The organism is Actinoplanes sp. NPDC051475 (assembly GCF_040689425.1).
In the GTDB taxonomy this organism is placed as follows: Bacteria; Actinomycetota; Actinomycetes; order Mycobacteriales; family Micromonosporaceae; genus Actinoplanes.
Genome location: NZ_JBFAZZ010000009.1, coordinates 117,672 through 142,616, shown reverse-complemented (window position 1 = coordinate 142,616; position 24,945 = coordinate 117,672). Strand labels below are relative to the sequence as shown.

At 73.6% G+C, this 24,945-nt stretch carries 22 protein-coding genes; 9 read left to right on the top strand and 13 right to left on the bottom strand.

Translation table 11 applies throughout. From position 1 onward, the window contains the following. Positions 1-49: 49 nt before the first annotated feature. Together AB0368_RS19850 and AB0368_RS19845 are read left to right on the top strand one after the other, a co-directional pair. A complete protein-coding gene (locus tag AB0368_RS19850) occupies positions 50-655 on the top strand; it encodes a response regulator transcription factor (RefSeq protein ID WP_366155363.1) in 606 nt (201 codons plus the stop codon). A 29-nt stretch (positions 656-684) separates the two neighbouring features. After that, positions 685-1,095 carry a VanZ family protein gene (locus AB0368_RS19845; protein ID WP_366155362.1) on the top strand — a complete coding sequence of 137 codons (411 nt, stop codon included), beginning with the start codon at positions 685-687 and terminating at the stop codon, positions 1,093-1,095. Here AB0368_RS19845 and AB0368_RS19840 read toward each other — a convergent pair. The 10 genes from AB0368_RS19840 to AB0368_RS19795 are packed head-to-tail and all read right to left on the bottom strand — an operon-like array spanning position 1,068 to position 12,288. Beyond that, complete coding sequence (locus AB0368_RS19840) at positions 1,068-1,847, bottom strand: glycoside hydrolase family 16 protein (protein WP_366155361.1); 780 nt, start codon at positions 1,845-1,847, stop codon at positions 1,068-1,070. The two genes, AB0368_RS19845 and AB0368_RS19840, sit on opposite strands and share 28 nt — an antisense overlap. A 4-nt stretch (positions 1,848-1,851) precedes the next feature. Continuing rightward, on the bottom strand, positions 1,852-3,057 hold the full coding sequence (locus AB0368_RS19835) for a cytochrome P450 (protein WP_366155360.1): 1,206 nt from the start codon (positions 3,055-3,057) through the stop codon (positions 1,852-1,854). After that, entirely contained in the window at positions 3,054-4,223 is a 1,170-nt protein-coding gene (locus tag AB0368_RS19830) for a glycosyltransferase (protein ID WP_366155359.1), read from the bottom strand. The genes AB0368_RS19835 and AB0368_RS19830 overlap by 4 nt, the downstream gene beginning before the upstream one ends. Continuing rightward, positions 4,169-5,317: a GNAT family N-acetyltransferase gene (locus AB0368_RS19825; protein ID WP_366155358.1), complete on the bottom strand. Its 1,149-nt coding sequence runs from the start codon at positions 5,315-5,317 to the stop codon at positions 4,169-4,171. The genes AB0368_RS19830 and AB0368_RS19825 overlap by 55 nt, the downstream gene beginning before the upstream one ends. Beyond that, positions 5,314-6,129, bottom strand: coding sequence for a Wzz/FepE/Etk N-terminal domain-containing protein (locus tag AB0368_RS19820; RefSeq protein ID WP_366155357.1), 816 nt, complete (start codon positions 6,127-6,129; stop codon positions 5,314-5,316). Before AB0368_RS19820 ends, AB0368_RS19825 begins: the two co-directional genes overlap by 4 nt. After that, on the bottom strand, positions 6,126-7,244 hold the full coding sequence (locus AB0368_RS19815; protein ID WP_366155355.1) for a glycosyltransferase: 1,119 nt from the start codon (positions 7,242-7,244) through the stop codon (positions 6,126-6,128). The genes AB0368_RS19820 and AB0368_RS19815 overlap by 4 nt, the downstream gene beginning before the upstream one ends. Further along, complete coding sequence (locus tag AB0368_RS19810) at positions 7,241-7,963, bottom strand: polysaccharide deacetylase family protein (RefSeq protein WP_366155354.1); 723 nt, start codon at positions 7,961-7,963, stop codon at positions 7,241-7,243. The genes AB0368_RS19815 and AB0368_RS19810 overlap by 4 nt, the downstream gene beginning before the upstream one ends. Next, positions 7,953-9,494, bottom strand: coding sequence for a lipid II flippase MurJ (locus tag AB0368_RS19805; RefSeq protein WP_366155353.1), 1,542 nt, complete (start codon positions 9,492-9,494; stop codon positions 7,953-7,955). The genes AB0368_RS19810 and AB0368_RS19805 overlap by 11 nt, the downstream gene beginning before the upstream one ends. Then, the gene (locus AB0368_RS19800) at positions 9,491-10,873 is read right to left on the bottom strand and encodes an O-antigen ligase family protein (RefSeq protein WP_366155352.1); all 1,383 of its coding nucleotides are present in this window, start codon (positions 10,871-10,873) and stop codon (positions 9,491-9,493) included. Before AB0368_RS19800 ends, AB0368_RS19805 begins: the two co-directional genes overlap by 4 nt. 2 nt (positions 10,874-10,875) lie before the next feature. After that, complete coding sequence (locus AB0368_RS19795) at positions 10,876-12,288, bottom strand: sugar transferase (RefSeq protein ID WP_366155351.1); 1,413 nt, start codon at positions 12,286-12,288, stop codon at positions 10,876-10,878. 401 nt (positions 12,289-12,689) lie between these two features. On the opposite strand from AB0368_RS19795, the gene AB0368_RS19790 reads away from it, so the two are divergent. The 5 genes from AB0368_RS19790 (at position 12,690) to AB0368_RS19770 (ending at position 20,475) form a co-directional block, all read left to right on the top strand. Continuing rightward, positions 12,690-14,567, top strand: a complete 1,878-nt coding sequence (locus AB0368_RS19790; protein WP_366155350.1) for an adenylyl cyclase — start codon at positions 12,690-12,692, stop codon at positions 14,565-14,567. A 131-nt stretch (positions 14,568-14,698) separates the two neighbouring features. Continuing rightward, positions 14,699-16,168, top strand: a complete 1,470-nt coding sequence (locus tag AB0368_RS19785) for a S8 family peptidase (protein ID WP_366155349.1) — start codon at positions 14,699-14,701, stop codon at positions 16,166-16,168. 20 nt (positions 16,169-16,188) lie between these two features. Beyond that, positions 16,189-17,487: a hypothetical protein gene (locus AB0368_RS19780; protein WP_366155348.1), complete on the top strand. Its 1,299-nt coding sequence runs from the start codon at positions 16,189-16,191 to the stop codon at positions 17,485-17,487. Between the two features lie 88 nt (positions 17,488-17,575). Continuing rightward, on the top strand, positions 17,576-19,591 hold the full coding sequence (locus tag AB0368_RS19775; RefSeq protein WP_366155347.1) for a S8 family serine peptidase: 2,016 nt from the start codon (positions 17,576-17,578) through the stop codon (positions 19,589-19,591). After that, complete coding sequence (locus tag AB0368_RS19770) at positions 19,591-20,475, top strand: hypothetical protein (protein WP_366155346.1); 885 nt, start codon at positions 19,591-19,593, stop codon at positions 20,473-20,475. Before AB0368_RS19775 ends, AB0368_RS19770 begins: the two co-directional genes overlap by 1 nt. A gap of 12 nt (positions 20,476-20,487) precedes the next feature. On the opposite strand, the gene AB0368_RS19765 is transcribed toward AB0368_RS19770, so the two are convergent. Further along, positions 20,488-20,862, bottom strand: a complete 375-nt coding sequence (locus AB0368_RS19765; RefSeq protein ID WP_366155345.1) for a hypothetical protein — start codon at positions 20,860-20,862, stop codon at positions 20,488-20,490. Positions 20,863-20,929: 67 nt separating this feature from the next. Here AB0368_RS19765 and AB0368_RS19760 point away from each other — a divergent pair, with 67 nt between their 5' ends. Further along, positions 20,930-21,655, top strand: coding sequence for a YdcF family protein (locus tag AB0368_RS19760; RefSeq protein ID WP_366155344.1), 726 nt, complete (start codon positions 20,930-20,932; stop codon positions 21,653-21,655). A gap of 42 nt (positions 21,656-21,697) precedes the next feature. Next, complete coding sequence (locus tag AB0368_RS19755; RefSeq protein WP_366155343.1) at positions 21,698-22,399, top strand: glycosyltransferase family 2 protein; 702 nt, start codon at positions 21,698-21,700, stop codon at positions 22,397-22,399. Here AB0368_RS19755 and AB0368_RS19750 read toward each other — a convergent pair. After that, positions 22,396-24,231 carry a HAMP domain-containing sensor histidine kinase gene (locus AB0368_RS19750; RefSeq protein ID WP_366155342.1) on the bottom strand — a complete coding sequence of 612 codons (1,836 nt, stop codon included), beginning with the start codon at positions 24,229-24,231 and terminating at the stop codon, positions 22,396-22,398. The two genes, AB0368_RS19755 and AB0368_RS19750, sit on opposite strands and share 4 nt — an antisense overlap. Then, positions 24,228-24,920: a response regulator transcription factor gene (locus tag AB0368_RS19745; protein ID WP_366155341.1), complete on the bottom strand. Its 693-nt coding sequence runs from the start codon at positions 24,918-24,920 to the stop codon at positions 24,228-24,230. Before AB0368_RS19745 ends, AB0368_RS19750 begins: the two co-directional genes overlap by 4 nt. Positions 24,921-24,945 lie beyond the last annotated feature (25 nt).

Here is a 24,945-nt window from a genome sequence, read left to right as displayed (position 1 = left end):
CGACCGAGGACTAAGTTCCGAAGTGGGCCGCGACCGGCTAGGAGGCGTGATGATCCGAGTTCTGGTGGTGCGCGACGGGGGCTATTTCGGCATCCACGTGCGGGTGCTGCTGAGCGCCCAGCAGGACATCGAGGTCGTCGGCACCCTGCCGCTGGAGCCCGACGTCGCGGCCCGCGCGGTCGAGTTCTCGCCCGACGTGGTGGTGATCGACACCGAGTTCATGGTGAGCCAGGTGCTGCCGGCGGCGGCCGAGCTGCGGGCGCGGATCCCGTCCTGCTCGGTGCTGGTGCTCTGCGATCCGACCAAGCGCGGCATGCTCCCGCCGCGGCGCCGCGGCGGGGACGTCAGCTTCCTGCTCAAGGACGCGTCGGCGCCCTATCTGGCCGACTCGGTGCGCCGGCTCGCCGCGGGGGAACGGATCGTGCACCCGCGGCTCCAGGCGGCCTCGCTCAACACCGAGCGCGGGCTGAGCACCCGCGAGCTGGAGGTGCTGGGGCTGGCGGCCGAGGGGGAGTCGGTCAACGAGATCGCCAAGCGGCTCTACCTGTCGGGCGGCACCGTCCGCAACTACCTGTCGTCGGTGATCGGCAAGACCGGCGCCCGCAACCGGCTGGACGCGATCCGCATCGTCCGCAAGGACGGCTGGCTCCGCTGACGACCCAGCAGATCAGGTCGCGGCGGCGGATGGTCACCGTTTCGATCTTCCTCCTGTACGCGCTGAGCGTCGTCGCGGTCACCATCTTCCCGATCGTGGTCCGGCCCCCGGAGGCCCGCTGGGACGTGCCCTGGTGGATCGTCGTGCACTGGGTGCCGTTCCGGGTCGAGGCGCTCAGCTTCCTGCTCAACGTCGTCATGTTCGTGCCGCTCGGCGTGCTGGTGCCGGTGCTGTGGCGGGGCGCGGACTCGACACGCCGGACGGTCGCGGTGTCGCTGGCGGCGAGCACCGCGATCGAGCTCACCCAGCTGGTGCTCTGGCTGACCCTGGGCAGCTTCCGCACGGTCGACGTCAACGACCTGATCGCCAACACCGCGGGCGGGCTGGCCGGGCTCATGCTGCTGCGGGTGGCTCAGCGCGCGCTCCACGCCCGGATGTAGTCGACGCGTTTGGTGGCCGTGGTAGTCGCCGGATCCGGCGGGATCCTCGAGTAGACGGCCAGATTCGAGATGATCGTGGTCAACGCGTCGGACGAGGCGCCGGTGTGGCAGACCTTCCGGCCGTCGGCGTACCAGGTGGTGCCGGACGGCTCGATGGCCACGCCGTACGTGTGCCAACCGCCCGCGGGGTCGAAGCCGGGCTGCCACTCGCACCGCTCGCCCGCGCCGGAGAACTGCGTGCCGTAGAGGCGCCGGTGGTTGTCGGAGTAGAACTCGTACACGTCGGTCTCGGTGTGCCGGTCCACGCCGCGCGCTTGCCAGGTCCAGAACGCCGGCCAGAAGCCGCGGGGTCCGGGCAGGATCGAGCGCTCCTCCAGGTAGCCGTAGCGGAAGGAGTAAGACGGCGTGCTGGTGATCAGGCACGACGTCCAGTCGTAGCGCTGCCCCGAGGACGGCGACACGACCGGCTCCCGGCGGGCGGTCATCACTAGTTCGCCGCCGCCGACCGTGCAGTTGGCCGCCCGGTTCCACTCGAGCTGCTGGTTGCCCGGGTTGCCGCGGCCCTCGTCGGACTCGGCGCTGGAGCGGTCGGCCCAGCGCGCCGGATCCAGCCGGGTGCCGTCGAACTCGTCGCTGAATACGAGCCGCCAGCCGCCTCGGTGACCGTCGGGCATGGCCTCCGGCCCCGTCCCGGCGGGCGACGGTGTGCAGGCGGCGAGGAGGACGATCAGCGCGACGATGGCCCGGATCATGGCTTCAGCACCTGAAACGGAGCCGGCCGACGCGGTTGTCGAAGCTGGACGCGACGAGTTCCGGTTCGCCTGCCGAGCGCAGGCCCGGCAGCCGGGTCAGCAGCTCGCGGAAGAGCACGGTCATCTCCTGGCGCGCCAGCGCGGTGCCGAGGCAGAAGTGCGGGCCTCCGCCGCCGAAGCCGACGTGCGGGTTGGGCCGCCGGGTGATGTCGAACGCGTCCGGGTCGGCGAAGACCGTCTCGTCGCGGTTGGCCGCCGCGTAGCAGAGCATCACCTCGTCGCCGGCGCGCAGCGGATAGCCGTGCAGCTCGTGATCGCTCGCGACCGTACGCCGGAACTGGATGATCGGCGACGAGTGCCGCACGACCTCGTCGACGAACCCGGTGGCGTACCGGTCGAAGTCGCCGGCCAGCAACTCCCGCTGCTCGGGGTTGACGGTGAGCAGGTGCAGCCCGTGCGCGATGGCGTTGCGCGTGGTCTCCACCCCCGCCACCAGCAGCAGCGAGAAGAACGAGCCCAGCTCCCGCCGGGTCAGCCCGCTGCCGTCGACCTCGGCGGTGACCAGTGCGGAGATCAGGTCGTCAGCGGGTTCGCGCCGCCGTTGCCGGGCCACCCGGCCGACGACGCGGTGCATCCGGGCCAGCGCGCGCAGGCTGCGGCCCGGTACGCGCAGACGCCGCCGCACCTCCGTTCCCGCGCCGGCCCGCTCGATCTGGGCAAGCAACTCCCGCCGGTACGGCGCCGGGATGCCCATCATCCGGCAGATGACCTCGAACGGCATCCGGGCGGCGGCCGCCGCGACGAAGTCGCCGGATCTCGCGGTCGCGACGTCGTCGGCGATGCCGCTCGCGGTGCGGCGGACGTCCTCGGAGATCCGGGCGAGCACGCGGGGGGTGAAGGCGCGGCTGACGATGCCGCGCAGCCGGGCGTGCCGGGGATCGTCCAGGTTGACCATCGAGTCGCCGAAGACGAACCGGACCCACCCGGCCGGCTTCGGCGTCGTGACGCCGGGGCCGCTGACGAACACCTCCGGGGTACGGCTGGCCGCCACGACGTCGCGGTGGCGCAGGAGGGCGTACGTGCCGTCGCCGCACACCGCGGGGCGGTCCAGGCCGCGCAGCAGGCGGAACGCCTCCAGCCGCTGTGCGGGTGGCCTGCGCCAGAACGCGGGATCGGTGAGGTCGAGCGCCTCGCGGTGCACGGTGGTCATCGGGTGCCTCCCATCGGTGCACCGGCGACCGCGGCGGTCCGCCCCGCCAGCCGGTCGAAGGTCAGTCGCTGATCGAAGCGGGCGGCGTGCCGGGCCGCGACAGCGCCCTCGGCTCCCGCGAGTGCGGGATCGAGCAGCCGCCGGGTGACCGCGGCGGCGAGGGCCGACGGGTCGCCGGGTGCCACCCGGGCCCCGACGGCGGAACCGACCGCCTCGGCGAGCCCGGGGATGTCGCTGACGACGACGCTGCGGCCGGTCGCCAGCGCCTCGAGCACGGTCAGCGACAGGCCCTCCCACCGCGACGGCAGCACCACCACGTCCGCGGCGGCCAGCCAGTCGCGGACGTCGTCGGCCGGGCCGGCGAAGGTGACCCCGGGCGTGCGGGCCGCTCGCAGCGTCGCGTCCAGGTCGCCGGCGCCGACCAGGGCCAGCTCGGCCTGGGGGCACCGCGCGCGGACGGCGGGCCACGCCGCCAGCAGCACGTCCTGGCCCTTCTGCCGGGTCAGGCGGCCGATACAGACCGCCAGCGGGTCGGAGCCGGGGCGGCCGAGGCGCTCCCGGGCGGCGGCCCGGGCACCCGGGCCGGCGGGACGGAACCGGTCGAGGTCGACGCCGTTCTGCACCACCGCATAACGGCCGCGGACACCGCCGGCCCGGCCCTGCTCCACCTCGCCCTGCCCGACGCAGAGCAGCAGGTCGGTCCAGCGGGCCGCGACGCGCTCCCAGGCCAGGCTCGCCGCCCGCAGCGCGCCGTCGACGGCCAGCCAGGACCAGCCGTGCGGCTGGAAGAGGATGGGCACCCGCCGGGACGGGCGCAGCCGGCCGGCGAGGCCCGCCTTCGAGGCGTGCAGGTGGACGACGTCCGGGCGGGCGCGGTCGACGAGGGCGCGCAGCCGCAGCGCCTCCGGCACCGACTCGGGCCCCGGGCTGCGTACCGCCGGCCAGCGCAGCCGAGGGACGCCCGCCCGGGCCAGGTCGTCGGCGAGCCGGCCGCCGTCCGGGCAGGCCACCGAGACCCGCCAGCCGCGCGCCATCTGGTCGAGGCAGGCCGCGACGACGTACCGGGCCACGCCGCCGTCGGCGGGCTGGGCGACGTGCAGCACCGCGACGCTCATCGCGGGCCGCCGGTCAGCCGGCGCGTCCGGTCCCGGACCTCGCGCAGCCACGGCGCGTGCTCCTTGGCGGCCAGCACCGCGGCCCGCGTCGTCCGGACCCGGGCGGCGAACGCCCTCGCCCGCACGCTGCCGGGCCTGCCGAGGATGAGGCGCTGATTCAGCGCTTCCCGTGGCTGCCAACGCGCCTTGTACTCCTCCGCGCCGCGAAGCATGCTCATCGTCGGCAGCCCGAGCCGGTGGGCCAGCGGCAGAGTGTCGGCCATCAGCATCGTGCTCACGTCGACCCGCTCGCGCAGCGCCGGGTCGGCGCCGTAGAGGTAGCCGCCGACCAGGTCACGGCCGATGAGCATCAGCGACGAGGCCATCAGCCTGCCGTCGATCCTGTACTCCATCATGGCCGCCTGGCCGGCGGCGAGCATGCCGCCGACGGAGCGGGTGAGGTGCCCGGCGAAGGCGGGGCTGAGGTGCTGCTCGTTGATGCCGCGGCCGCGCCACTGGAGCTCGTGCAGCCGCAGCAGCTCGGCGACCGCCGGTCCGGCCTCGGCCGCCGGGACCTCGCGGACCGCCACGCCGGCCCGGTCGAGCTGGTTGAGCCGGCGCCGGACGGTCTTGCGGGTCTTGGGTGGCAGGCCGCGGACGAGGTCCTCCATCGGCGTGGCCGGCACTTCGAGGCAGAGCGACGCGGGGCACCGCCACCGGCCGCCCTGCCAGGAGTCCCAGAGGGCCGTGCCGCTCACCGCGCCGGGCCGGGACTCGGGCAGGTCCACGGCCTGCCAGCCGGGCTCCAGCAGCAGCGCCTTGGCGAGGATCCGGGCCGCCGGGCGGACCACCCGGTCGGCGGCCAGCACGTCGGTGAAGTCGGCCAGCGAGCCGCCGAGGGGCGTCAGTACGGTGCAGCCGGCGTGGTGCCGCAGCTGGAACGGCGCCGCCGCGACGAGCCGGCCCTCGTGCCGCACCAGGACCAGGCGCAGGGTGCCCGACGTCGCGTACGAGTGCCACCACGACTCGAGCCACGAATACGCCTGGAACGGTGAGGCCGTGCCGCAGCGGGCGTACAGGTCCTCCCACTGGTCCCGGAGCCCGGCCAGCCCGTCGTCGCCGCGACGGGTCTCCGCCGTCCACATGTCCCTGTCCACGGTGATCATTCGTCCTCCATTCCGGCGACAGTGGCCCGCCCGACGACGCGTTGCGCCGGGATCACCTGCTCGGGAGGGTCCTCGCCGAGCGGTGCGTCCAGCGACGACGCCCGGTATGCGGTGATCGCCTTGGGCGGTCGCTGGACGAGCGCGACGCCCGTGAAGCGTTCGACGTCCGGCGTCTCGTCCTCGGTGATCTCCGCTTCATAGCGCTCCGGCTCGGCCTGCACACCTTCTTCGTCCTCGTCCTCGGCACGGTCGCGGACGGTCGTGGACCGGCCCACCCCGGCCAGGACGGCGAGCCCGCCGATCAGCAGCCCGCCGGCCGCGCCGACCGCCAGTTCGAGGGGCGGCTTGGGCGACGTCGGCTTCTCCGGGACGGTCGCCGGGGCCAGCATCGACAGCGTCACCTTGGTGTCGGACCGGCGCAGGCCGCCGTAGTCGGCGAGGGCACCGGCGACCGCGTTGGCCAGGTCGGTGGTGTGCCGGGCGCTGGTACCGCTCGCGGTGATCTCGACGACGGGCGCGTCGGGCGACGTCGACGCGGTGACTGAGGAGAGCCCGGTGCGGTCGCCGCCGAGCCGGGCCGCGGCCTGGGCCAGCACCGGGCCGCTGGTGGCGATGCGGCCGTACGCCTGCGCGAAGTTGAGCGCGGTGATCGATTCACCCGGCTCGCCGATCGCCACCACGTACGCCTTCGCGGTGTAGGTGGGTGTCTTCATCGCGGCATAGGTGGCGCCGGCCGCACCGCCCACGAGGGTGAGCAGGAGCAGCAGCCCGAAGCGGCGGACCAGCCGCCGCAGGATCTCGCGTGACTTCACCGTGGTGTTCCTTTGCTCTCGGCTCGTTCGGGGGCGGGGACGATCCGGTCGTAGAGGCAGCCGACGGACTCGGCCAGCCGGGCGATGTCGTAGCGGCCGACGATCGCCGGGACGGGCCGCCGGGCGCCGCCGCGCTCGGCGAGGCCGGCCAGCTCGGCCCGCAGCGCCCGCGGCAGCGACTCGGGGTCGCGCGACAGCCGCCGGGCCGACTCGTCGCCGGACTCCTCCAGCGGCGGGCAGACCGCGTAGAGGGCCGGCAGGCCGCAGGCGAGGGCCTCGAGAACGGCCAGCCCGAAGGTCTCGTGGCCGGACGGGGAGACGAACACGTCCATGGCGCAGAGCAGGTCGCGGACGTGCCCGACCGATCCGGCGAAGACCACCCGGCCGCCGACGCCCTGGCGGTGGGCCTGGTCGCGCAGGCTTCGGCGGGCGGAGCCGTCGCCGACGAGCAGCAGGGTGGCGCCGGGCACCTGCGTCAGCGCCCAGATCAGATGGTCGAAGCGCTTGCCCGGCTCCAGCCGGCCGACCCCGCCCACCACGACCGCGTCCGGGGCGATGCCGTAGCGGGCCCGGGCCGCGGCGCGCCGGAGCGGGTCGTAGCGGAACTCGGCAGCGTCGATGCCGTTGGGGATGACGCTGATCCGCCGCGCCGGCACGCCCCACGCGCGCAGCCGCGCCGCCACCGTCCCGGAGACCGCGATGGTGACCCGGCCGGCGCGCTCGGTCGCGAGGTAGAGGGCGCGCACGGCGGTCGAGGTCCGGCGGCCCTCGATGACCCCGTCGCCGAGGGAGTGCTCGGTCGCGACCGCCGGGACGCCGGCCAGCCGGGCCGCCACCCGGCCGTGCACGCAGGCCCTGTACAGGTGGGTGTGCACCAGGTCGAAGCGGCCGTCGCGGATCAGGCGGCGCAGCTTCACCACGGCCGACACGTCCCGGTTGCTCGACATGGTGAGCTCGTGGACGGTCGTGCCGTCGGCCCGGATCGCGGCGGCGACCGCGCCCGGGTTCGACAGGGTGACGACCTCGCAATCGTGCGGCAGCCGCCGCAGCAGCAACCGCAGCTGGTGCTCGGCGCCGCCGGGGGCCAGGCCGGTGATGACGTGCAGGACCCTCATCGCGCGGCCCTGCCCGCCCGCAACCGGTGCCGCGCCAGCTTGGCGAAGAGGCGCGGCGCGGTGTCCCGGTCACCGATGAAGGTCCGCGGTACGGCGTGCCGCCCGTCCAGCGGCGACGAGTGCACGGCGCACGCGTAGTCGTACCCGGTCTCCTCGACCGCGCTGACCTCCCGGGCGCCGGCGTCGCCGTACGGGTAGCAGAAGCCCGTGACGGCGGCCCCCGTGATCTCGGCGAGGAGCAGCCGGCTGCGGCGTACCTGATCGAACAGCTCGCCGTCGCCTACCTCGGTGAGCCGTACGTGCGAGAGGCTGTGCGAGCCGATCTCCATGCCCGCGGCGGCGGCGCGCCGGACGTCGGTGACCGTCATCAGGCTCTTACGCGGCCCGGGCTCGTCCCAGGAGTTCCAGCCGCCGAGCGAGCCCGCGACCACGAACACCGTGGCGGTGAAACCGTGCCGGTGCAGGGCCGGGAGCACCTCGGAGACGAAGTCGGCGTACCCGTCGTCGAAGGTGAGCCCGACCAGCCGGGCGCCCCGGCCCTCCCGCCGCGCCTCCAGCAGCTCGGTCATCGACACGCCCCGCAGGCCTCGGGCGGCGAGCCAGCGCAGCTGCCGCTCGAACCGCTCCGGCCGGACGGTGACCTGGTACGGGTCCGATTCGTACTTGTCCACCGAGTGGTACATCAGCACCAGCGGCAGGGGAACCAGTTCAGCTTCCATGGGGGATCCTCCCCTTCCACGCCTCGTCGAGGCCCGTCAGGCGGGCGAGGGCGGCGAATACTGCGAGCACCACCAGGCCGCCGACCACGGCGGTGGGCAGCGGCGGCCATGCCGCGAGGGCGCGACCTGTGAGCCAGCCGGCCGTTCCGGCCACGAGGGCCGCGGCGGCCAGCTTCGCCGCCGAGGCGCCGACCGCCGGCACGGAGACGGCGATGACGCGGGCGCGCAGGCCGAAGAGCAGCAGCACGGCGGTGGTGGTGATGCCGATGCCGTTGCCGGCCGCGATCGCGTACGCGCCCAGGAACGGCACCGCGGCCGCGGCGACCACGGCGGTGAGGGCGAGCCCGGCGGCCATCGTGACGGCCGGGTACCAGGTGCGGCGCTCGCCGGTGAAGAACGGGCGGGACAGCACGCCGACCATCGCGTGCCCGAAGACGCCCAGCGCGTACACCCGCATGATGGACGCCGTCGCGGCCGTGTCCTGCGCGGTGAACCGGCCGTGCTCGAGCAGCACGGCCACCACCTGCGGGGCGAAGGCGACCAGGTAGGCGGCGGCCAGGAAGATGAGCGCGGTGACCGTCCGCAGGTCGGTCTCGACCCTGCGCCGCGCCTGTTCGAGCTCGCCCGCCGCGACGCTGCGCGCGAGCGTGGGGAAGGTGACCGTGCAGACCAGCAGCGCGATCAGCATCGGGATCTGCGCAACCTTCTGCGCATAGTTCAGGTACGAGATCGTGCCGGGCGCCAGCGTCGAGCCGAGGTACCGCTCGACGAACACCTGGGCCTGGCGGGTGAGGGTGTACGCGACGATCGGCGCGACCACGCCGAGCATCACCGGGGAGCCGGTGAGCCGCCAGCGCCGGGGCAGTCCGACGTGCCGCAGGAAGCTCGGCACCTGCACGAGCACCATGAAGATGCTGCCGAGCGCGACCCCGGCGGCGGCGCTGACGATGCCGAGCCGTCCGTGCAGCGTGGCCATCAGCGCGACGATCCCGACGTTGTACGCCAGGTGGATGGCCGCCGGCGCGCCGAACACGTGGTTGGCGCGCAGGGCGGCGCTGAGGTAGCCGGCGATCCCGAAGGTCAGCACGGTGATCGCCGTGAGCCGGGTGCAGGTGACGGCGAGCTGCGGGTCGGCCAGGCCGGGAGCGACGACCCGGACCAGCAGCGGGGCTCCCAGCGCCACCGCCGCGGAGCTGAGGACCAGCACGGCGACGACCGGCGGCAGGGTGGTGGAGACGACCGCCCGGGTCGCGCGGACGGCATCGCGCTCGGTGGCCCGGGTCAGCGCCCGGCTGAACACCGGGATCATGAGCAGCGACATCGCGCCCTCGACCACCAGGACGAAGGCGGTCTCCGGCACGGTCCAGGCGACCAGGAAGGCGTCGGTGCCGCCGTCGGCGCCGAAGAACCGGGCCAGCAGCAGGTCGCGGACCAGCCCGAGCAGCGACCCGGCCATGGTGATGACGATGGTCACCAGCGCCGCGCGGACGAGGGTGGTGCGCACCGGGCTGCGGTCGGCGGTGGCCGTCATCGGGGGAACTCCTCGGGTGGGCGGGGAATGATGACGCTGCGCCGGGCAACGAGGCCGAGGGTCACGGCGAGCAGCACGCTGCTGGGGCCGCCGCCGATGTCGCCGTAGACGAAGTCGACCAGCGTCCACACCATCAGGGCCGGCGCGGCGAGGTCGAGGAACCGCTCCTCGGCCGCGGGCAGCAGGCTGGGCCGGCGCCGGACGGCCCCCACCGCCAGGGTCCCGAGCAGGCCGCCGAAGGCGAGGATGCCGACGGTGCCCTGTTCACTGAGGACCATCAGGTACTGGTTGTGGGCGGACAGCAGGGGTTCCCGGCTCACGCCGGAGGCCGCATCGCCGACGTCGCTGCCCGCGGAGAGCGCCACCGAGGCGTAGCTGTCGCGGTAGCCGGCGAAGTCCTTGAGGCCCACGCCGATCACCGGGTGGTCGGCCCAGATCGCGGTGGCGGCGTGCCAGAGGGCGTACCGGTCCTGCACCGATTGGTCGGGTTCGCTGCCGGACGAGCCGATGCTGGTGATGCGCTGGCCGAAGGTGCCCGTGGCAGGGTCGCCGCCGCTCGCGCTCAGGGAGAGCAGGGCGAAGGCGATGGTTCCCAGGCCGGCGAGGACGACGGCGAGCCGCCAGTCGGCGATGACGAGCAGGATCAGCACGGCGCAGGCGGTGGCGATCCACGCGCCTCGGCTGAGGGTCAGCCCGAGCGGCAGGAGCAGCGACGCCGCGCCCGCGAGCAGGGCCGTCCGGGCGCGGCCCCGCAACGCCAGGCCGAGGGCGAGCGTGACGACCAGGCCGTAGCCCAGCAGCGCGGCCAGGGCCATCACCTGCTCGGCGCCGAACGTGCCGACCGCGCGGACGTACTCTCCCGCGTACGAGGCGCCGGTTTTCGTCGCGTACTGGTAGACGCCGACCGCGCCCTCGACGACGGTGACCGCCACGACGGCCCCGGCGACCAGGCGGACGTCCAGCCTGTCCCGCAGTGACATCGCCACGGCGACCGGGACGAGGACGAACAGCTCGCTGTAGCGGATGAAGCCGACGACGCTCGCCGACACGTCGCTCGCCGTCACCGTGGCCAGGGCGAAGGAGGCCAGGGCCGCGCCGAACGGGAGCCAGCCGCGCCGGGCGGTGGACCGGTCGCCGCCGAGCAGCCGCACGCCCAGCACGGCGACCACGACCCCGGCCGCGAGGTCCGCCGCGGTGATGTGCCCGGAGGCCGACACGTCGCTGATGTGGCTCGGTACGCAGATCAGCAGGACCGTGCCGACGACCAGGACGCTCGGCCGGCGTACCGCGACGTCCACCGCCGTCAGCAGCCAGGCCAGCGGCGCGAGGGCCACGCGCACCGGACCGCGCACGACCGTGAGGGGCAGCGGGGCGGTCATGGTCAGACCCGGTGGATGCTGATCATGGCGCCGACCGTCCGCAGGATGATCTTCAGGTCCATCCCGATCGACCAGTGCTCTATGTAGTGGTTGTCGAAGCGCACCCGCTCCTCGATGGACGTGTCGCCGCGCAGCCCGTTGATCTGCGCCCAGCCGGTGATGCCGGCGGGCACCCGGTGCCGGTCGAGATAGCCGGCGTACGTGCGCTGGAACTGCTCGACGAAGTAGGGCCGCTCGGGCCGCGGGCCGACCAGCGACATGCTGCCGCGCAGGACGTTCACCAGCTGGGGGAGCTCGTCGAGCGAGCTGAAGCGCAGGAACCGGCCCACCGGCCCCACCCGGGCGTCGGTGTTGATGTTCCACTTGACCTGGGACTCCAGGTCGGTGGACGGGGTCAGCGAGCGGAACTTGACGATGGTGAACGGGTGGCCGTCGCGGCCGACCCGCTGCTGGCGGAACAGCACCCCGTGGCGGCCGGACTCGATCTTCACGGCCAGCGCGCAGAGCAGGAACACCGGGGCCAGCAGCACCAGGGCGACCGCCGCGCCGCAGATGTCGATGAGCCGCTTGACCGCCCAGCGGCGCATCTGGACCGGCTCGGGGCGCAGCCGGGCGAGCGGGATGCCGCGGATCAGCTCGGCGCCGCCGCAGCCCACGGCCAGCTCGAACAGCCGGGGCACGACGTGCACGGTGACGCCGTGGCGCCGGCACCGGCGCAGCGCCGCGACCAGGTCGGCGTCCGGAGTGGCCGGGTAGGCGACGATCAGGTGCAGCGGCTTGTACTTCTTGACCGCCTTCTCCAGGTCGGCGGCCGGGGCCATGATCGGCAGGCTGAGCGGCGTGAGTGTGCGGGGGCCGACGAACCCGACCGGGGCGATGCCGTACGCGCGGTCCTCGCGCAGCGCGTCGGCGAGCCGGACGGCGACCTCGCCGCAGCCCACCACGATGGCCGCGCGGCCCGGGGAGCGGCGGCGGTGCCGGCGCAGGAGGCGGTAGCCGGCGATCCGGCCGGCCATGGTGCCGGCGAGGATCGCGGCCAGCACGCCCGGGGCCGGCGACACCGGCCAGGGCAGCCAGACGCCGGAGACCGTGGCGATGGCGAGCGCGAGCACCAGGCGGGGGAGGTCGTCGAGCACCGCGAACTGCAGGCGGGCCCGGTAGAGGCCGGTGGCGGCGAGGGTCAGGACCACGGCCGCCGCCCGGACCATGGCCGTGACCCAGCCGGAGCCGGTGGCGGCCGACACGGCGGCGACCGCGGCCGCGTCCAGGACGACGAGGACGGCACCCTCGCCGAGGCCGGTGCGGGCGGCCCGGACCGGCCGGGCCGGCACGGGTGGTACGACGGGACGGGCGGTGAGCTCGGCGGGCCGCCCGCTCGTGCGGCCCGGCCGGATGGTGGAAGCGATCTGGAACACGGCCCTCCCTGCCCGGCAATCGCGCCGCACCTGCGTGGAGAGAGGCCGGTGGCGGCATCGTGAAAGACGTTCTGCAAGAAGCGTCGCAGCCGCGCGGGTCGCAATTACAGTCGCAAATGTCACGGAGAATGTGAGAGAGTTTCACGCGCGATATGACATTCACGGAATCGCGTCGCGGAATTGCTTTCCCGCCATTTACCGCCGGACGGTGCGGCGCGGGCGACGCGAGGGCATATTGATCATCCTTTCGGCCTTGCCGGTTCCGGAACCGGGGCGAGATGTCCGCATGCGGCCCCGAATGCGGCACGGAGAGAGCGCTCCACCACTTGACATCCGGGCTCGTCTATCGCTTTCTGTGACCTGGTTCATTGCAGCCCTGTTACGGAAAGGACCACCTGAGCATGTCGACACGCCCCTCCGGGCGCCGGCGCCTCGCCCGGTTACTCGCCGTCGGTCTCCTCCTGGCGACCGCCGGAACACTGACGGGTACGTCCGCCTCCGCGGCACCGTCTCAGTACGGGAACACCGTGCCGGGCCTCGGACCCAACGTCACCGTCTTCGACCCGGGTATGCCGGTCGAGCAGATCCAGGCGACCCTCGACGCCACGCACGCCAAGCAGGTCGACAACGAGATGGGCACCGACCGGTACGCCTACCTCTTCAAGCCCGGCACGTACGGCACCGCGGAGAAGCCGCTGCAGATCAAGGTGGGCTACTACACCGAGATCTCCGGGCTCGGCGCGTCGCCCTCCGACGTCGTCATCAACGGCAAGGTCGAGGTCTACAACCGGTGCCTCGAGAACGGCGGCACCAGCAACTGCCTCGCGCTGGTCAACTTCTGGCGCACCCTGTCCAACCTCACCATCAACGTCAACGGCGCCGGCCAGGACGGCTGCCGCGCCTCGGCCAACTTCTGGGCCGTGTCGCAGGCCGTCTCGCTGCGCCGGCTCGACATCAAGGGCGGCAACCTGTCGCTGATGGACTACTGCACCGCCGGTCCGCAGTTCGCCAGCGGCGGCTTCATCGCCGACTCGAACATGCCCGACGTCGTCAGCGGCTCGCAGCAGCAGTGGATCACCCGCAACAGCAAGGTCAAGAGCTGGTCCAACGGCGTGTGGAACCAGGTCTTCTCCGGCGTCGAGGGTGCCCCGGACGACTCGGCGTTCCCGAACCCGCCGTACACGACCGTCGCGCAGACGCCGGTCAGCCGGGAGAAGCCGTACCTGTTCGTCGACGCCAGGGGCAGGTACAACGTCCGGGTGCCGTCGGCGCACCGGGGCACCAGCGGCACCTCGTGGGACGAGGACCTCACCGCGGGCCGGACCATCCCGCTCAGTGACTTCTTCGTCGCCAAGCCGTCCGACCCCGCGTGGAAGATCAGTGCCGCGGCCACGCTCGGCAAGAACCTCCTGTTCACCCCGGGCGTCTACAACATCGACCGGGGAATCAACGTGTGGCGCCCCAACTCGGTGGTGCTGGGCATCGGTCACGCGACCCTGACCGCCGTGAACGGCGCCACGCCGCTGTCCGTGGCCGACGTGCCCGGCGTGGTCGTCGCGGGCGTCACCATCGACGCCGGCACCAAGGAGTCGAAGACGCTGCTGCGCGTCGGCGACAAGCACGGCATCGGGATCAGCTCGCCGAGCAACCCGACGACCCTGTCCGACGTCTACTTCCGCGTCGGCGGCCCGCACATCGGCAAGGCCGACACCGCGCTCGAGGTCAACAGCGACAACGTGCTCATCGACCACACCTGGGTGTGGCGCGCCGACCACGGCGTCGAGGGCTTCACCGAGGGCGTCAACGGCGACACCCAGCGCTGGCACACCAACATCGGCCGGCAGGGCGCGGTCATCAACGGCGACAACGTCACCGCGACCGGCCTGTTCGTCGAGCACTTCCAGCGCTACAACACGACCTGGAACGGCGACAAGGGCACGACGATCCTCTACCAGAACGAGCTGCCGTACGACCCGCCGACGCAGGCGGACTGGATGAACGGCAAGGTCGAGGGCTTTGCCGGCTACAAGGTCGGCAACCGGGTCCGCACCCACACCCTGTACGGCGCGGGCGTCTACGTGTTCAACCAGAACAACCCCGCGATCCACACCGAGAACGGCTTCGAGGTCCCGGACCGCCCGGGCGTCAAGCTGCACCACATCATGACGGTGAACCTCAGCGCCGGCGTCCTCGACCACGTCGTCAACGGCGTGGGCGGCCCGGCCGACACCACCAAGGTCGGACAGCCGGTCTACGTCAACGAGTACCCCGCGCCGTAACGGCATCGCAGCGGAAAACGGACGGGCCGGAGCATTGCGCTCCGGCCCCTCCACCGATCGGGTGATACGTGCTGTCGGAAACTGCACCCAGCCGTTCACCAGTGCTCTGACCTGCGCTTACCGTCCGCCTCATGGCGTTCGCGGAGGGCGGTCACCGCTCCCGGCTGATCGGCGACCTGAACCGGTCGCCGGCCGACGGGCCGGACGAGCCGGTGCCCGTCCTGCTGGAACTGAATGTGCTCTACCCCGGTGGCCTGCAAGTCGTCACCGAGGCCTTCGCCGACCTCTGGGACGACCGCACGCCGGAGCCGTCGAAGGTCACGGCGAAGCTCTTCCAATGCGTGCTCACCCGCGCGCAGCTGCACGAGATCATGACCGCCGACCGCCGGGCCGCGGTCGCGGCGGACCGGCCGGTGATCGTCTTCAAGGCCTGGCCGGACTATCCGCTGTACCCGCAGATCGACCGGTCCGCGCCGACGGTCAAGGCAGACGCGGCGTGGCGCTCGTACAACGCCCGGGGGCGGGGCGTGGTCTGGGCGGTGGCCGACTCCGGCATCGACGCGTGCCATCCGCACTTCGCCGCGCTGGAGCTGGCCACGGATCCGCGTACCGGAAAGACCGCGGGCCTGCACCGCGACTTCACCGCCCTGGTCCGCCTGCCCGGTGACCCGGCGCCGGACCCCGAGTCGCCGCTCACCGACGCGCAAGGTCACGGCACCCACGTCGCCGGGATCATCGCCGGCGGCACCCCGCCGGGCCGGGTCGCGCACGTCGCCGCGTCTGAGGAACCCCTGGACGGCGGGTACGTCCAGCGCCAGCGCGTCGGGACCCTGTGCGGCATGGCGCCGGACTGCGAGCTCGTCAGCCTGAAGGTGCTGCGGCGCACCGAGCTCGGCACTTTCGTCACCTCGTCGGCCGCGGTCATCCGGGCGCTGGAGTATCTGCGGACCGAGGTGAACGCCGACCCGGCCGTGCTGCGGGTGCACGGCGTCAACATCAGCCTGGGCTGCTCCTGGGATCCGGAGCACTACGCCGCCGGCCAGTCGCCGCTGTCGCGGGCGGTCAACCAGCTCGCCGACGCCGGTGCGCTGGTGGTCATCTCCTCCGGCAACGGCGGCGGTGGCGTCGGATCCCGGGCGGACAGCACCGCGCTGCTCGGCACGATCACCGAGCCGGCGCACGCCGACCGGTGCATCGCGGTCGGCTCCACCCACCGCGAGGCGCCGCACGCCTTCGGCGTCTCCTGGACCTCCGGCAAGGGGCCCACCCTGGACGGACGCCTCAAGCCCGACGTCGTCGCACCCGGCGAGTGGATCACCTCCGCCGCCACCGGGCTGGTCCGCTCCCGGGCCGGCCTCGACGACCTGCCCGCCGACGATCCGGAGCGGCTGCTCACGTACGCGGAGCAGTCCGGCACCTCCATGGCGGCACCGCACGTCTCCGGTGTGCTGGCCGCCTTCCTGTCCGCCCGCCCCGAGTTCATCGGGCGCCCCCGCGAGGTGAAGCAGTTGCTCATGGCGACCGCGACGGACCTCGGCCGGGAACGCTACGCCCAGGGCAGCGGTGTGGTGGACCTGATGCGGATGCTCGCCGACGCGTGAGCGCCGGAAAGGACTGGACCATGAACCAGTGGGAACTGCACTACGACCGCAACGGCACGCTGACCGCCCCGGCCGAGGCGACGTTCCTCGACGACCTCGCCGCCCGCGGGATCACCGACCTGTTCGTCTTCAGCCACGGCTGGGGCACGGGTGAGCAGCGGGCCCGCCACCTCTACGACTCGCTCTTCCCGCTCATCGCCGGCATGGTGCCACCGACGGCCGGATTCGCGGGCGTCTTCTGGCCCTCGCTGTGGTTCCCCGACCCGCCCCCGGAGGCGGCCGCCCAGGTGCGTGCGGCGGTGGAGGCGGACCGGCCCGGCGCCGCCGACGCGGTGGTGTCCGGCAAGGAGGTCGCGCAGACCCTTCTCGCGTCGTTCGAGCTGGCCCGCCAGGCCGCCGTGACGCGGATGGGCGAGCTCGTCGACGAGGGCACCGCGGGCGTGGGCTCCGATCCGCCGGCTGTCCAGCAGGTCCGGCTCGAGGAATTCCACTCCCTTCTGGGTACGGTCTTCGCCGCGAACCGCCTCGACCCGGAGGACTCGGGCGAACGGTCGCTGCTGCTCGCCGACGACCCACGCGTGGCGTACGCCCGGATCGCCGACATCCTCGGCAGCGCGCCCGCGGACGGCGACGCGCAGGGGCTCGGCGACCTCTTCGACAAGGTGTGGAGAGGGGCGAAGGACGCGCTCCGGGTCGGGTCGTACTTCGAGATGAAGGGGCGGGCCGGTGACATCGGGCGCCGCGGCCTCGGCCCGATGCTGGCCCGCCTGCACCAGCGCCTGCCGCAGGTCCGGGTGCACCTGGCCGGCCACAGCTTCGGCGCCCGGCTGGTCTCCTTCGCGCTGGCCGGCATCGGGTCGGCGGCGCAGAGCCCGGTCGCGTCGCTGTGCCTGGTGCAAGGCGCGTTCTCGCACTACGCCTTCACCCCGCTCAGCGGCATGCCGTTCGGCACCGCGGGCGCCCTGCACGCCGTGGCCGACCGGGTGCACGGCCCGCTGACGGCCACCTTCAGCCCGCACGACTGGGCGGTCGGCCGCTGGTACCCGAAGGCGTCCTTCCTCGCCCGCGAGGACGCGGCCGCCGCCGTGGACCCGGCGATGCAGTGGGGCGGGATGGGCGCGCACGGCTTCCAGGGCGCCACCCCGGCCCAGACCCGCACGCTGCTGCCGGCCGGGTCCGCGTACGCGCTGGCCCCCGGTACCTTCTACGCCGTCGACGCGTCGCAGATCATCGCGGACACCGGGCAGTCGTCGTTCTCCGGCGCCCACTCCGACATCGTGCACCCGGAGGTCGCCTGGCTCATCGCCGCAGCAACCTGAATGCACCTCAGCAGTTCTCACCACCACCGAAGTCCGGCCGATGTCCGAGGTCGCCGGTGCTGCGCCGGCGGCGAGGGGGATCTGACCGATGGCGGTGCACCAGGCTCGGTTGTCCGGTGGCGTACGTACCGTGGCGGCGCTGTGCACCGCCGCGGCCGTCGGCTCGGCGGCGGTGGTCGCGGTGGCCGGGACCCTCCTGGACGCCGGGGGTGGCATGCCGTGGACCCCGGTCACCACCGGCCTGACCGCCGACCCGGCGGCGCTGCTGCCGGCGGAGGTCAGCGCCGCGGAACCCGCCGTCGTCGTCACCACCGTCCTGGACGGCAGCGGCCGGCCGGTCGTCGCCACCCGGCGGGCCACCGACCGGGCCGCGGCCGAGCAGCTGATCCGCGCGGGACAGCGGACGCCGGGTGCCGTCGACGTCGAGCTGGACGCGCCGGCCCGGCTCCTCGGCGCGCCGACCGGCACCGACCAGTACCGCGGCTCGCAGTGGGACTTCGCCAAGCTGGGCGTCACGACCGCCTGGCAGCGCTCCACCGGCGCGGGGGTGACGGTCGCCGTGATCGACAGCGGCGTCGAGGCCACCCATCCGGACCTGGCCGGCCAGATCCTGCCCGGCATCGACCTGGTCGCCGGCACGAGCGGGGTCAGCAGCGACGAGAACGGCCACGGCACCCACGTCGCGGGCACGATCGCCGCCCTGACGGGCAACGGCACGGGCGTCTCGGCGGTCGCGCCGGACTCGCGCGTGCTGCCCATCCGCGCGCTGAACGCCAGCGGCACCGGCGCCATGTCGGACGTGGCCACCGGGATCGTGTACGCCGCCGACCACGGCGCCCGCGTGATCAACATGTCGCTCGGCTCCAGCTCGCAGGTGGCGGCGGTCAGCAACGCGATCCGGTACGCCCGCAGCAAGGGAGTCGTCGTGGTCGCGGCCGCCGGCAACGCCCGCACGTCCGGCAGCCCGACCCTGTACCCGGCCGCCGACGAGGGAGTCATCGCCGTCGCCTCGACCGACTCGACGGACGCGTACAGCAGCTTCTCCAACGCGGGTGCGTACGTCGACGTCGCCGCGCCCGGGGGGAACATCCTCAGCACCGTGCCGGTGGCGAAGGGCAGTTACGCGTACTACAGCGGCACGTCCATGGCGTCGCCGCACGTCGCCGCGGTGGCGGCGCTGCTGGTGGCCGCCGTTCCGACCCTGACGCCGGACCAGGTCGAGCAGGCCCTGAAGGACACGGCCACCGACCTCGGCGCGACCGGCTGGGACCCGGACTACGGCCGGGGCCGCATCAACCCGGCGGCCGCGCTGGCCGCCGTCGCCCTGCCGACGACCGCCCCGACCACGACCGCCCCGACCACGACCGCCCCGACCACGGCCGCGCCGACGACGGCGCCGACCACGGCTGCCCCGACGACGGCGCCGACCACGGCCGCCCCCACGACGGCGCCGACCAAGGCCCCGCCCACGACCGCGCCCACGACCGCGCCCACGACGGCGCCGACCACGGCCCCGCCCACCGTCGCGCCGACCACGGCCCCCACGGCCCCGCCGACCACCCCTGCTCCCAAGGTCACCGTCGTGATCTCGTCGCCGGCCCGATCCCGGACGGTCCCGTACGGCACGGCGGTCACGACCGTCTTCACCGTCACCGCCGGGAAGCGGCCCTGGGCCGGTCAACCGGTGTCCGTCTGCGCCGGCGAGACCGGTGCCGCCCTGGTCTGCACGCCCACGACCACCTCGGCCACGGGCACGGTCGGGCACACCCGGACGGCGACCCGCCGGTTCCAGGTACGGCTCGTGGTGGCGGGGTCCGCGTCGGTGAACCCGGCCACGTCCGCGACGTACACGTACACGCCACAGGCGCAGATCCGGGCCGCGAGCGCCGGCTCCGAGCTGACCGCGCGGGTGACCGGGGCCGCCGGCCAGGTCGCGCTGGTGCAGCGGGAGAACGGCCGGACCTGGGTCGGCGTGCGGAGCTTCCGCGCCGTCCCGGAGCAGTCCTTCAGCGGACTGCGGGCCGGCCGGTACCGCGTGTGGCTGCCGAGCACCTCGGCCGTGCTGGGCGGATACAGCTCCACCGTGTCACTGAAGGGGCACTGATGCTCCGGCACCGCCTCGCCACGATCCTCGCCGTCGCCGGGTGCATCGCCGCCGCCTCGGCGCCGGCCTCAGCGTCGGGTCCGGCACCGTCGTCCGGCTTCGTACCGTCGGCAGTCGCCTCGGCCTCGGCGCCGGCCACCACGACCGCCGCCACCGCTTCGGTGCCGGTCACCAGGGCCGCCGCGGGTAACCGCAAGGCGTACGCGACGATGGGCAACCCGGCTCCCCGCTGGAACCCGTGCGCGGTCATCGGCTACCGCTTCAACCCGACCCGCGCGCCGAAGGGCGCGCTGACCGACGTCAAGGGCGCCGTCCGGCGGATCAGCAGCGCCACCGGCCTGCGGTTCGTGTACCGCGGGACCACCTCGGCCGTGCCGCGCGCCAAGCGGGGTTACAACGCCGACTATCCCTCGGACACCCAGCTCGTGATCGCGTGGGTGTATCCCGGCAAGCAGAGCGAGTGGCTGGCGCAGAACAAGCTCGCCGGGATGGGTGGGCCGGCGTGGAGCACCGGTTACACCGCGAAGGGCAAGGAGACCGGCATGATCCACTGGGCCGGGGTCGTGCTGAACGCGAATATCAAGCTCAGCGGCGGCTTCGGCGCCGGCCCCCGGTACGGCTGGCAGGGCACCCGCGGTCAGCTGCTCATGCACGAGATCGGGCACGCCATCGGCCTGGGCCACCCGGGGATCAACGACACGAAGCAGATCATGTACGGGACGATGACCCACAAGAAGGCCGTCTGGGGTGCCGGTGACCTGACCGGGCTGAAGCTGGTCGGCAGGTCCCAGGGATGCCTCCAGGCCGATCCGCCGGGCGCGACCGCCGCCGCTTTGACCCTGCCCGGCACGATCCTGGACACCGGCGGATTCGCCCTGCCGTGACGGCACGACGGCTCATCGCCGGCGGCGGACCAGGCGGGTGACGAACCGGCGCAGGCCCGGAGCCTTGCGGCTCGCGAGGAGGACCGCGGCCACCACGACGGCGGGTACGGGAGCCCACGAGTCGCCCGGCCCGCCGGAGTCGAGCAGGGCTCCGCAGGTCTCGACCAGCGCCGCCACCGCGCCGAACAGCGCCGCCGGTTTGCCGGCCCCGGCGACCGCCGCGACGACGACCGCCAGCCACACCGTCACGCGCAGCGCCGCGTCGAAGGGGTCGGTGGGCCGCAGCAGGGGAAGCACCGTCAGCGCGACGGCACCCGCGATAGCCAGCACCGGGACGAACGCCCGCAGCGGCATCCGCCGCGGGTGCTCGCGAAGCGCTGACATCACCGCTGGAGGTTATACCGATAGCTTGAATATCCGGAAGCCGTATCGGCGCGGGTACGGTCGGAAAGTCATGAGGTCACCGACCGCCACCGTCCTGCTCGTGTTCGGGCGCGGCGTCGCCCGTTCCGGCGGCGGCGCCTACGTGCTCACCCCGGGCAGCGCCGCGCGCGTGCGCGCCGCCGCGGACTACGTCGCCCGCCACCGTGAGGCCTTCCGCCGCGCCGCCGCCGAGGGCCGGCCGGCCCGGATCGTCTTCAGCGGCGGCTGGGCCGAGGCCTCCGAGGGCGCGGCGGAACCGCCCGCCGGGAGCCGCGAGGGTGACCTGATGCTCCGGGAGGCGCTCGCCGCCGGCCTCCACCGGTACGCGGACCTGCACGCCGAGACCCGGTCCCGCAGCACCCTCGAGAACGTCGTGCACGTGGCGGCCGAGGGGCTGCTGCCGCCCGGGAGCGAGCCCCTGGGCCTGGTGTCCCACGCCTGGCACCTGCCGCGGATCCGCTACCTGACGGCCAAGGTGCTCGGCCTGCGGGGCGCCGACCTGGTCGACGTGCCCGCAGGCGGCGGGGACGACGACGGATCCCGGCGCGGCGAGCGGCTCGCCCACCTCGTGTCCCGGACCTGCCTGCTCGGAGTACGGGACCACGCCGCCCTGGTACGCCGGGAACGACGCATGGTCGCGTGGCTGCGCCGTGCCGAGCGGGCGCTGCGCCGCCGGGCACCCGCCGCCGCTCCGGTCTCCGCGGAACTGCTCGAACAGGTGACGAACACGCGTTCAGCCCTCGACGGGCGGGTATAGGACCGGCGTCCCCGTCGTGGCGGCGGGGAGGAGGGGACGCAGATGACCGTCGTGCTGCTGCCGGTGTACCGGCCGGGACACCACCTGCTCACCCTCGCCGGAGGCCTGCGGGCGGCCGGCGGGGTGGACGCGATCGTCGTGGTGGACGACGGCAGCGGCCCGGAGGCGGACCAGGTCCTGGCGGCCGCCGCCGGGGCGGGCTGCACAGTGCTGCGCCAACCCGTGAACTGTGGAAAAGGCGTCGCGCTCAAGACCGGCTTCGCCCACATCGCCGGTGCCTTCCCGGGACACGACGTGGTCTGCGCCGACGCCGACGGCCAGCACAGCGTCGAGGACGTGCTGCGGGTCGCCGAGCGCACCGCGGCCGCCGGCCACACCGTGCTGGGTGTCCGCAGCTTCGAGCGGATGCCGCTGCGCAGCCGGGTGGGGAACACCGCCACAAGGGTGCTGTTCCGCGCCGCCACGGGCCGGCCGGTCGAGGACACCCAGACCGGGCTGCGCGGCTACCCCGCCGGCCTGCTCGGCTGGCTGCGGGCGGTGCCGGGCGAGCGTTTCGAGTACGAGATGAATGTCCTGCTGCACGCCTCGCGGTGCGGTCACCCCATGGAGCAGGTCACGATCGCCACGACGTACCTGGAGGACAACGCGTCCTCGCATTTCAGCGCGGTGTCCGACGCGACGCGGATCTACTGGCCGCTGCTGCGTTTCGCGGCCTCGTCGCTGGTGCCCTCCCGGATCCGCTAGACCTCGGCGGTGGCCGGTGCCGGGGTCACGGCCGGGAGCGTGATCGTGAAGACCGTGCCGGTGCGCGGCCGGCTGGCCACGGTGATCTCTCCGCCGTGCGCCTCCACCAGCTTGCGCACGATGGACAGCCCGAGCCCGCTGCCGCCCGTTGCCCGGGTCCGGGAGCTGTCCGAGCGCCAGAACCGGTCGAAGATCTTCGGCAGTTCCTCCGGCGGGATGCCGATCCCGGTGTCGCGCACGGCGATGACCAGCCCGGTGGTCTGCACGGCGGCGCTGACCGTCACGCGGCCGCCGGCCGGGGTGTAGCGGATGCCGTTCGACACCAGGTTGCCGACGAGCTGCCGCAGGCGTACGGGGTCCGCGTTCACCTGCGGGTCCGCGGCCACGTCGAAGCTCAGCTGCACGCCCGCGGTCTCGGCGGCGCTGCGGTGAGCCTCCGCCACCTGCGCCAAAATGTCGTGGACGTACACCTGCTCCGGGTGCACCCGCAGGTTGCCGGCGTCGGCCGCGGCGAGGTCGCTGAGGTCGTCGATGACGTGCTGGAGCAGCACCGCCTCCTCGTGCAGCAGCTCGAGCAGCGCGGGATTGGTCGGGGTCAGGCCGTCCTGGGCCGCCTCCAGCCAGCTGCGGATGTTGGTCAGCGGGGTCCGCAGCTCGTGGGCGACGTCGCTGACCATCGCCCGGCGCAGGCTCTCCGAGCGCTCCCGGCGGTCGGCGAGGTCGTTGAGCGCCCGGGCCAGGTAGCCGATCTCGTCGTTGGTGGCCACCGGCACCCGGGCCTGCTGGTCGGCGGGCCGGTCGGCCGCCTCGGTGAGGGCCCGCAGCGGTCCGACGAGGCGCCGGCCGGCGACGATGGTGATCAGGACGGCGACGCTGAGCACCGCGGCGGTCACCAGGGCGATCCGCAGCGTGTTGGTGCGGGAGAGGCTGAAGATCGGCTGCCCGGACTGGTCGTCGCCCGGATCCGTCACGAACAGCAGCGCGGGCGGCGCCACGTACTTGGCCAGCTGGGCCTGCCGCGCCTTCTCGACGCAGCCTCGAATCCGGTCCCGGTCGCGGTCCTGCGTCTTGCTGTCGAACGGAGTACGGCTCTCGGGGACCGGGAGCGGGAACGCCGTGAAGTCGGGCCGGATCTCGATGCCGCGCGGCGAGCTCAGGCCGAGGCAGGGTGCGGTGCGCCGGGCCAGGTCATCCAGGGCTTTGCGTTCGGTCGCGGTGGGTTCGTCGTACACCCGGCAGAAGGCTTGGGCGCCCTTCGGGTCGCTGGTGAGCAGGCGCACCGACGGGCGCCCGCTGGGACCGTCGACGATCTCGCCCTCGACGCCCGTCCGGCGGATGCAGGACAGCTCATCGGTGGCGGCCTTGCGGAGCAGGTCGCGCTCCTTGCGGGGCAGCATGTACGGCCCTACGGCCCGCGGATCGATGCGTTCGTCGCCGCCGGTGAGCGCCAGATCGAGGTGCAGCGGGTCGACGGTGGCCGACGGTCGCGCCGTCCGCAGCGAGGGCCCCGGCGCCGAGTCCGTGATCACCTGCCTGTTCTCGGTCATCAAGGTGATGCGGCGGCCCGTCTTCGCGGCGCGCTGGGCGATGAGCGTGTCGGCGCCGGACCAGTCGGGGTGCGTGGCGGCGTACCCGACCAGGGCGTCGTAGACGCTCTTGTCGTCGGCCAGGGACCGGCCCTGCTCCTGCTGGATCGCCCGGGTGGTGGTCTGGGTGGCCAGCCACGCGGTCGCCACGATCGCCGCGACCGCCACCAGGATCGACGTCGCCAGCAGCCGGGTGATCAGGCTGCGGCGCAGCGGGACCCGGCGGGCGCCGTGGCGGGGGCTCACTCCGCGCCGCCGGTCAGTTTGTAGCCGACGCCGTACACGGTCAGCAGCAGCGCCGGCCGGCGCGGGTCCGCCTCGATCTTGCGGCGCAGGTTCATCACGTGCACGTCGATGGTGCGCTCGGTGGAGCTGCGATCGATGCCACGGGTGTGCTCAAGCAGCTGCGCGCGGGTGAAGACCCGTCCGGGGTGGTCGGCCATCGCCGCGAGGATCGCGAACTCGCCCGGGGTGCAGTCGACCGGGTCGCCGCCGGCGGACACCTCGTGGCGGGCCGGGTCGACGCCCAGCGGGCCGATCCGCCGGACGGCACTGACCGGCCGCTGGGAGCGGGGTGCCCGGCGCAGCAGCGTACGGACCCGGGCCATCAGCTCCCGGGGGCTGTACGGCTTCGTCAGGTAGTCGTCGGCGCCGAGCTCCAGCCCGAGCAGCAGGTCGTCCTCGGTCGAGCGCGCGGTCAGCATGAGGACCAGCAGATCGGAGTCGCGCCGCAGCATGCGGCACACGTTCAGGCCGTCGAGCTGCGGCATCATGACGTCGAGCACGAGCAGGTCCGGCGGATTCCGGCGGGCGTGCTCGAGCGCGCTCCGGCCGTCGTGCACCACCGTGGCCTCGTGCCCCTCGGCCTCGAGATAGCGGCGCAGCACCTCGGCCTGGCGTCTGTCGTCCTCAGCGACCAGTACGTGGGCACACACGTCGGCGACTATAGGTGTGCGGGGC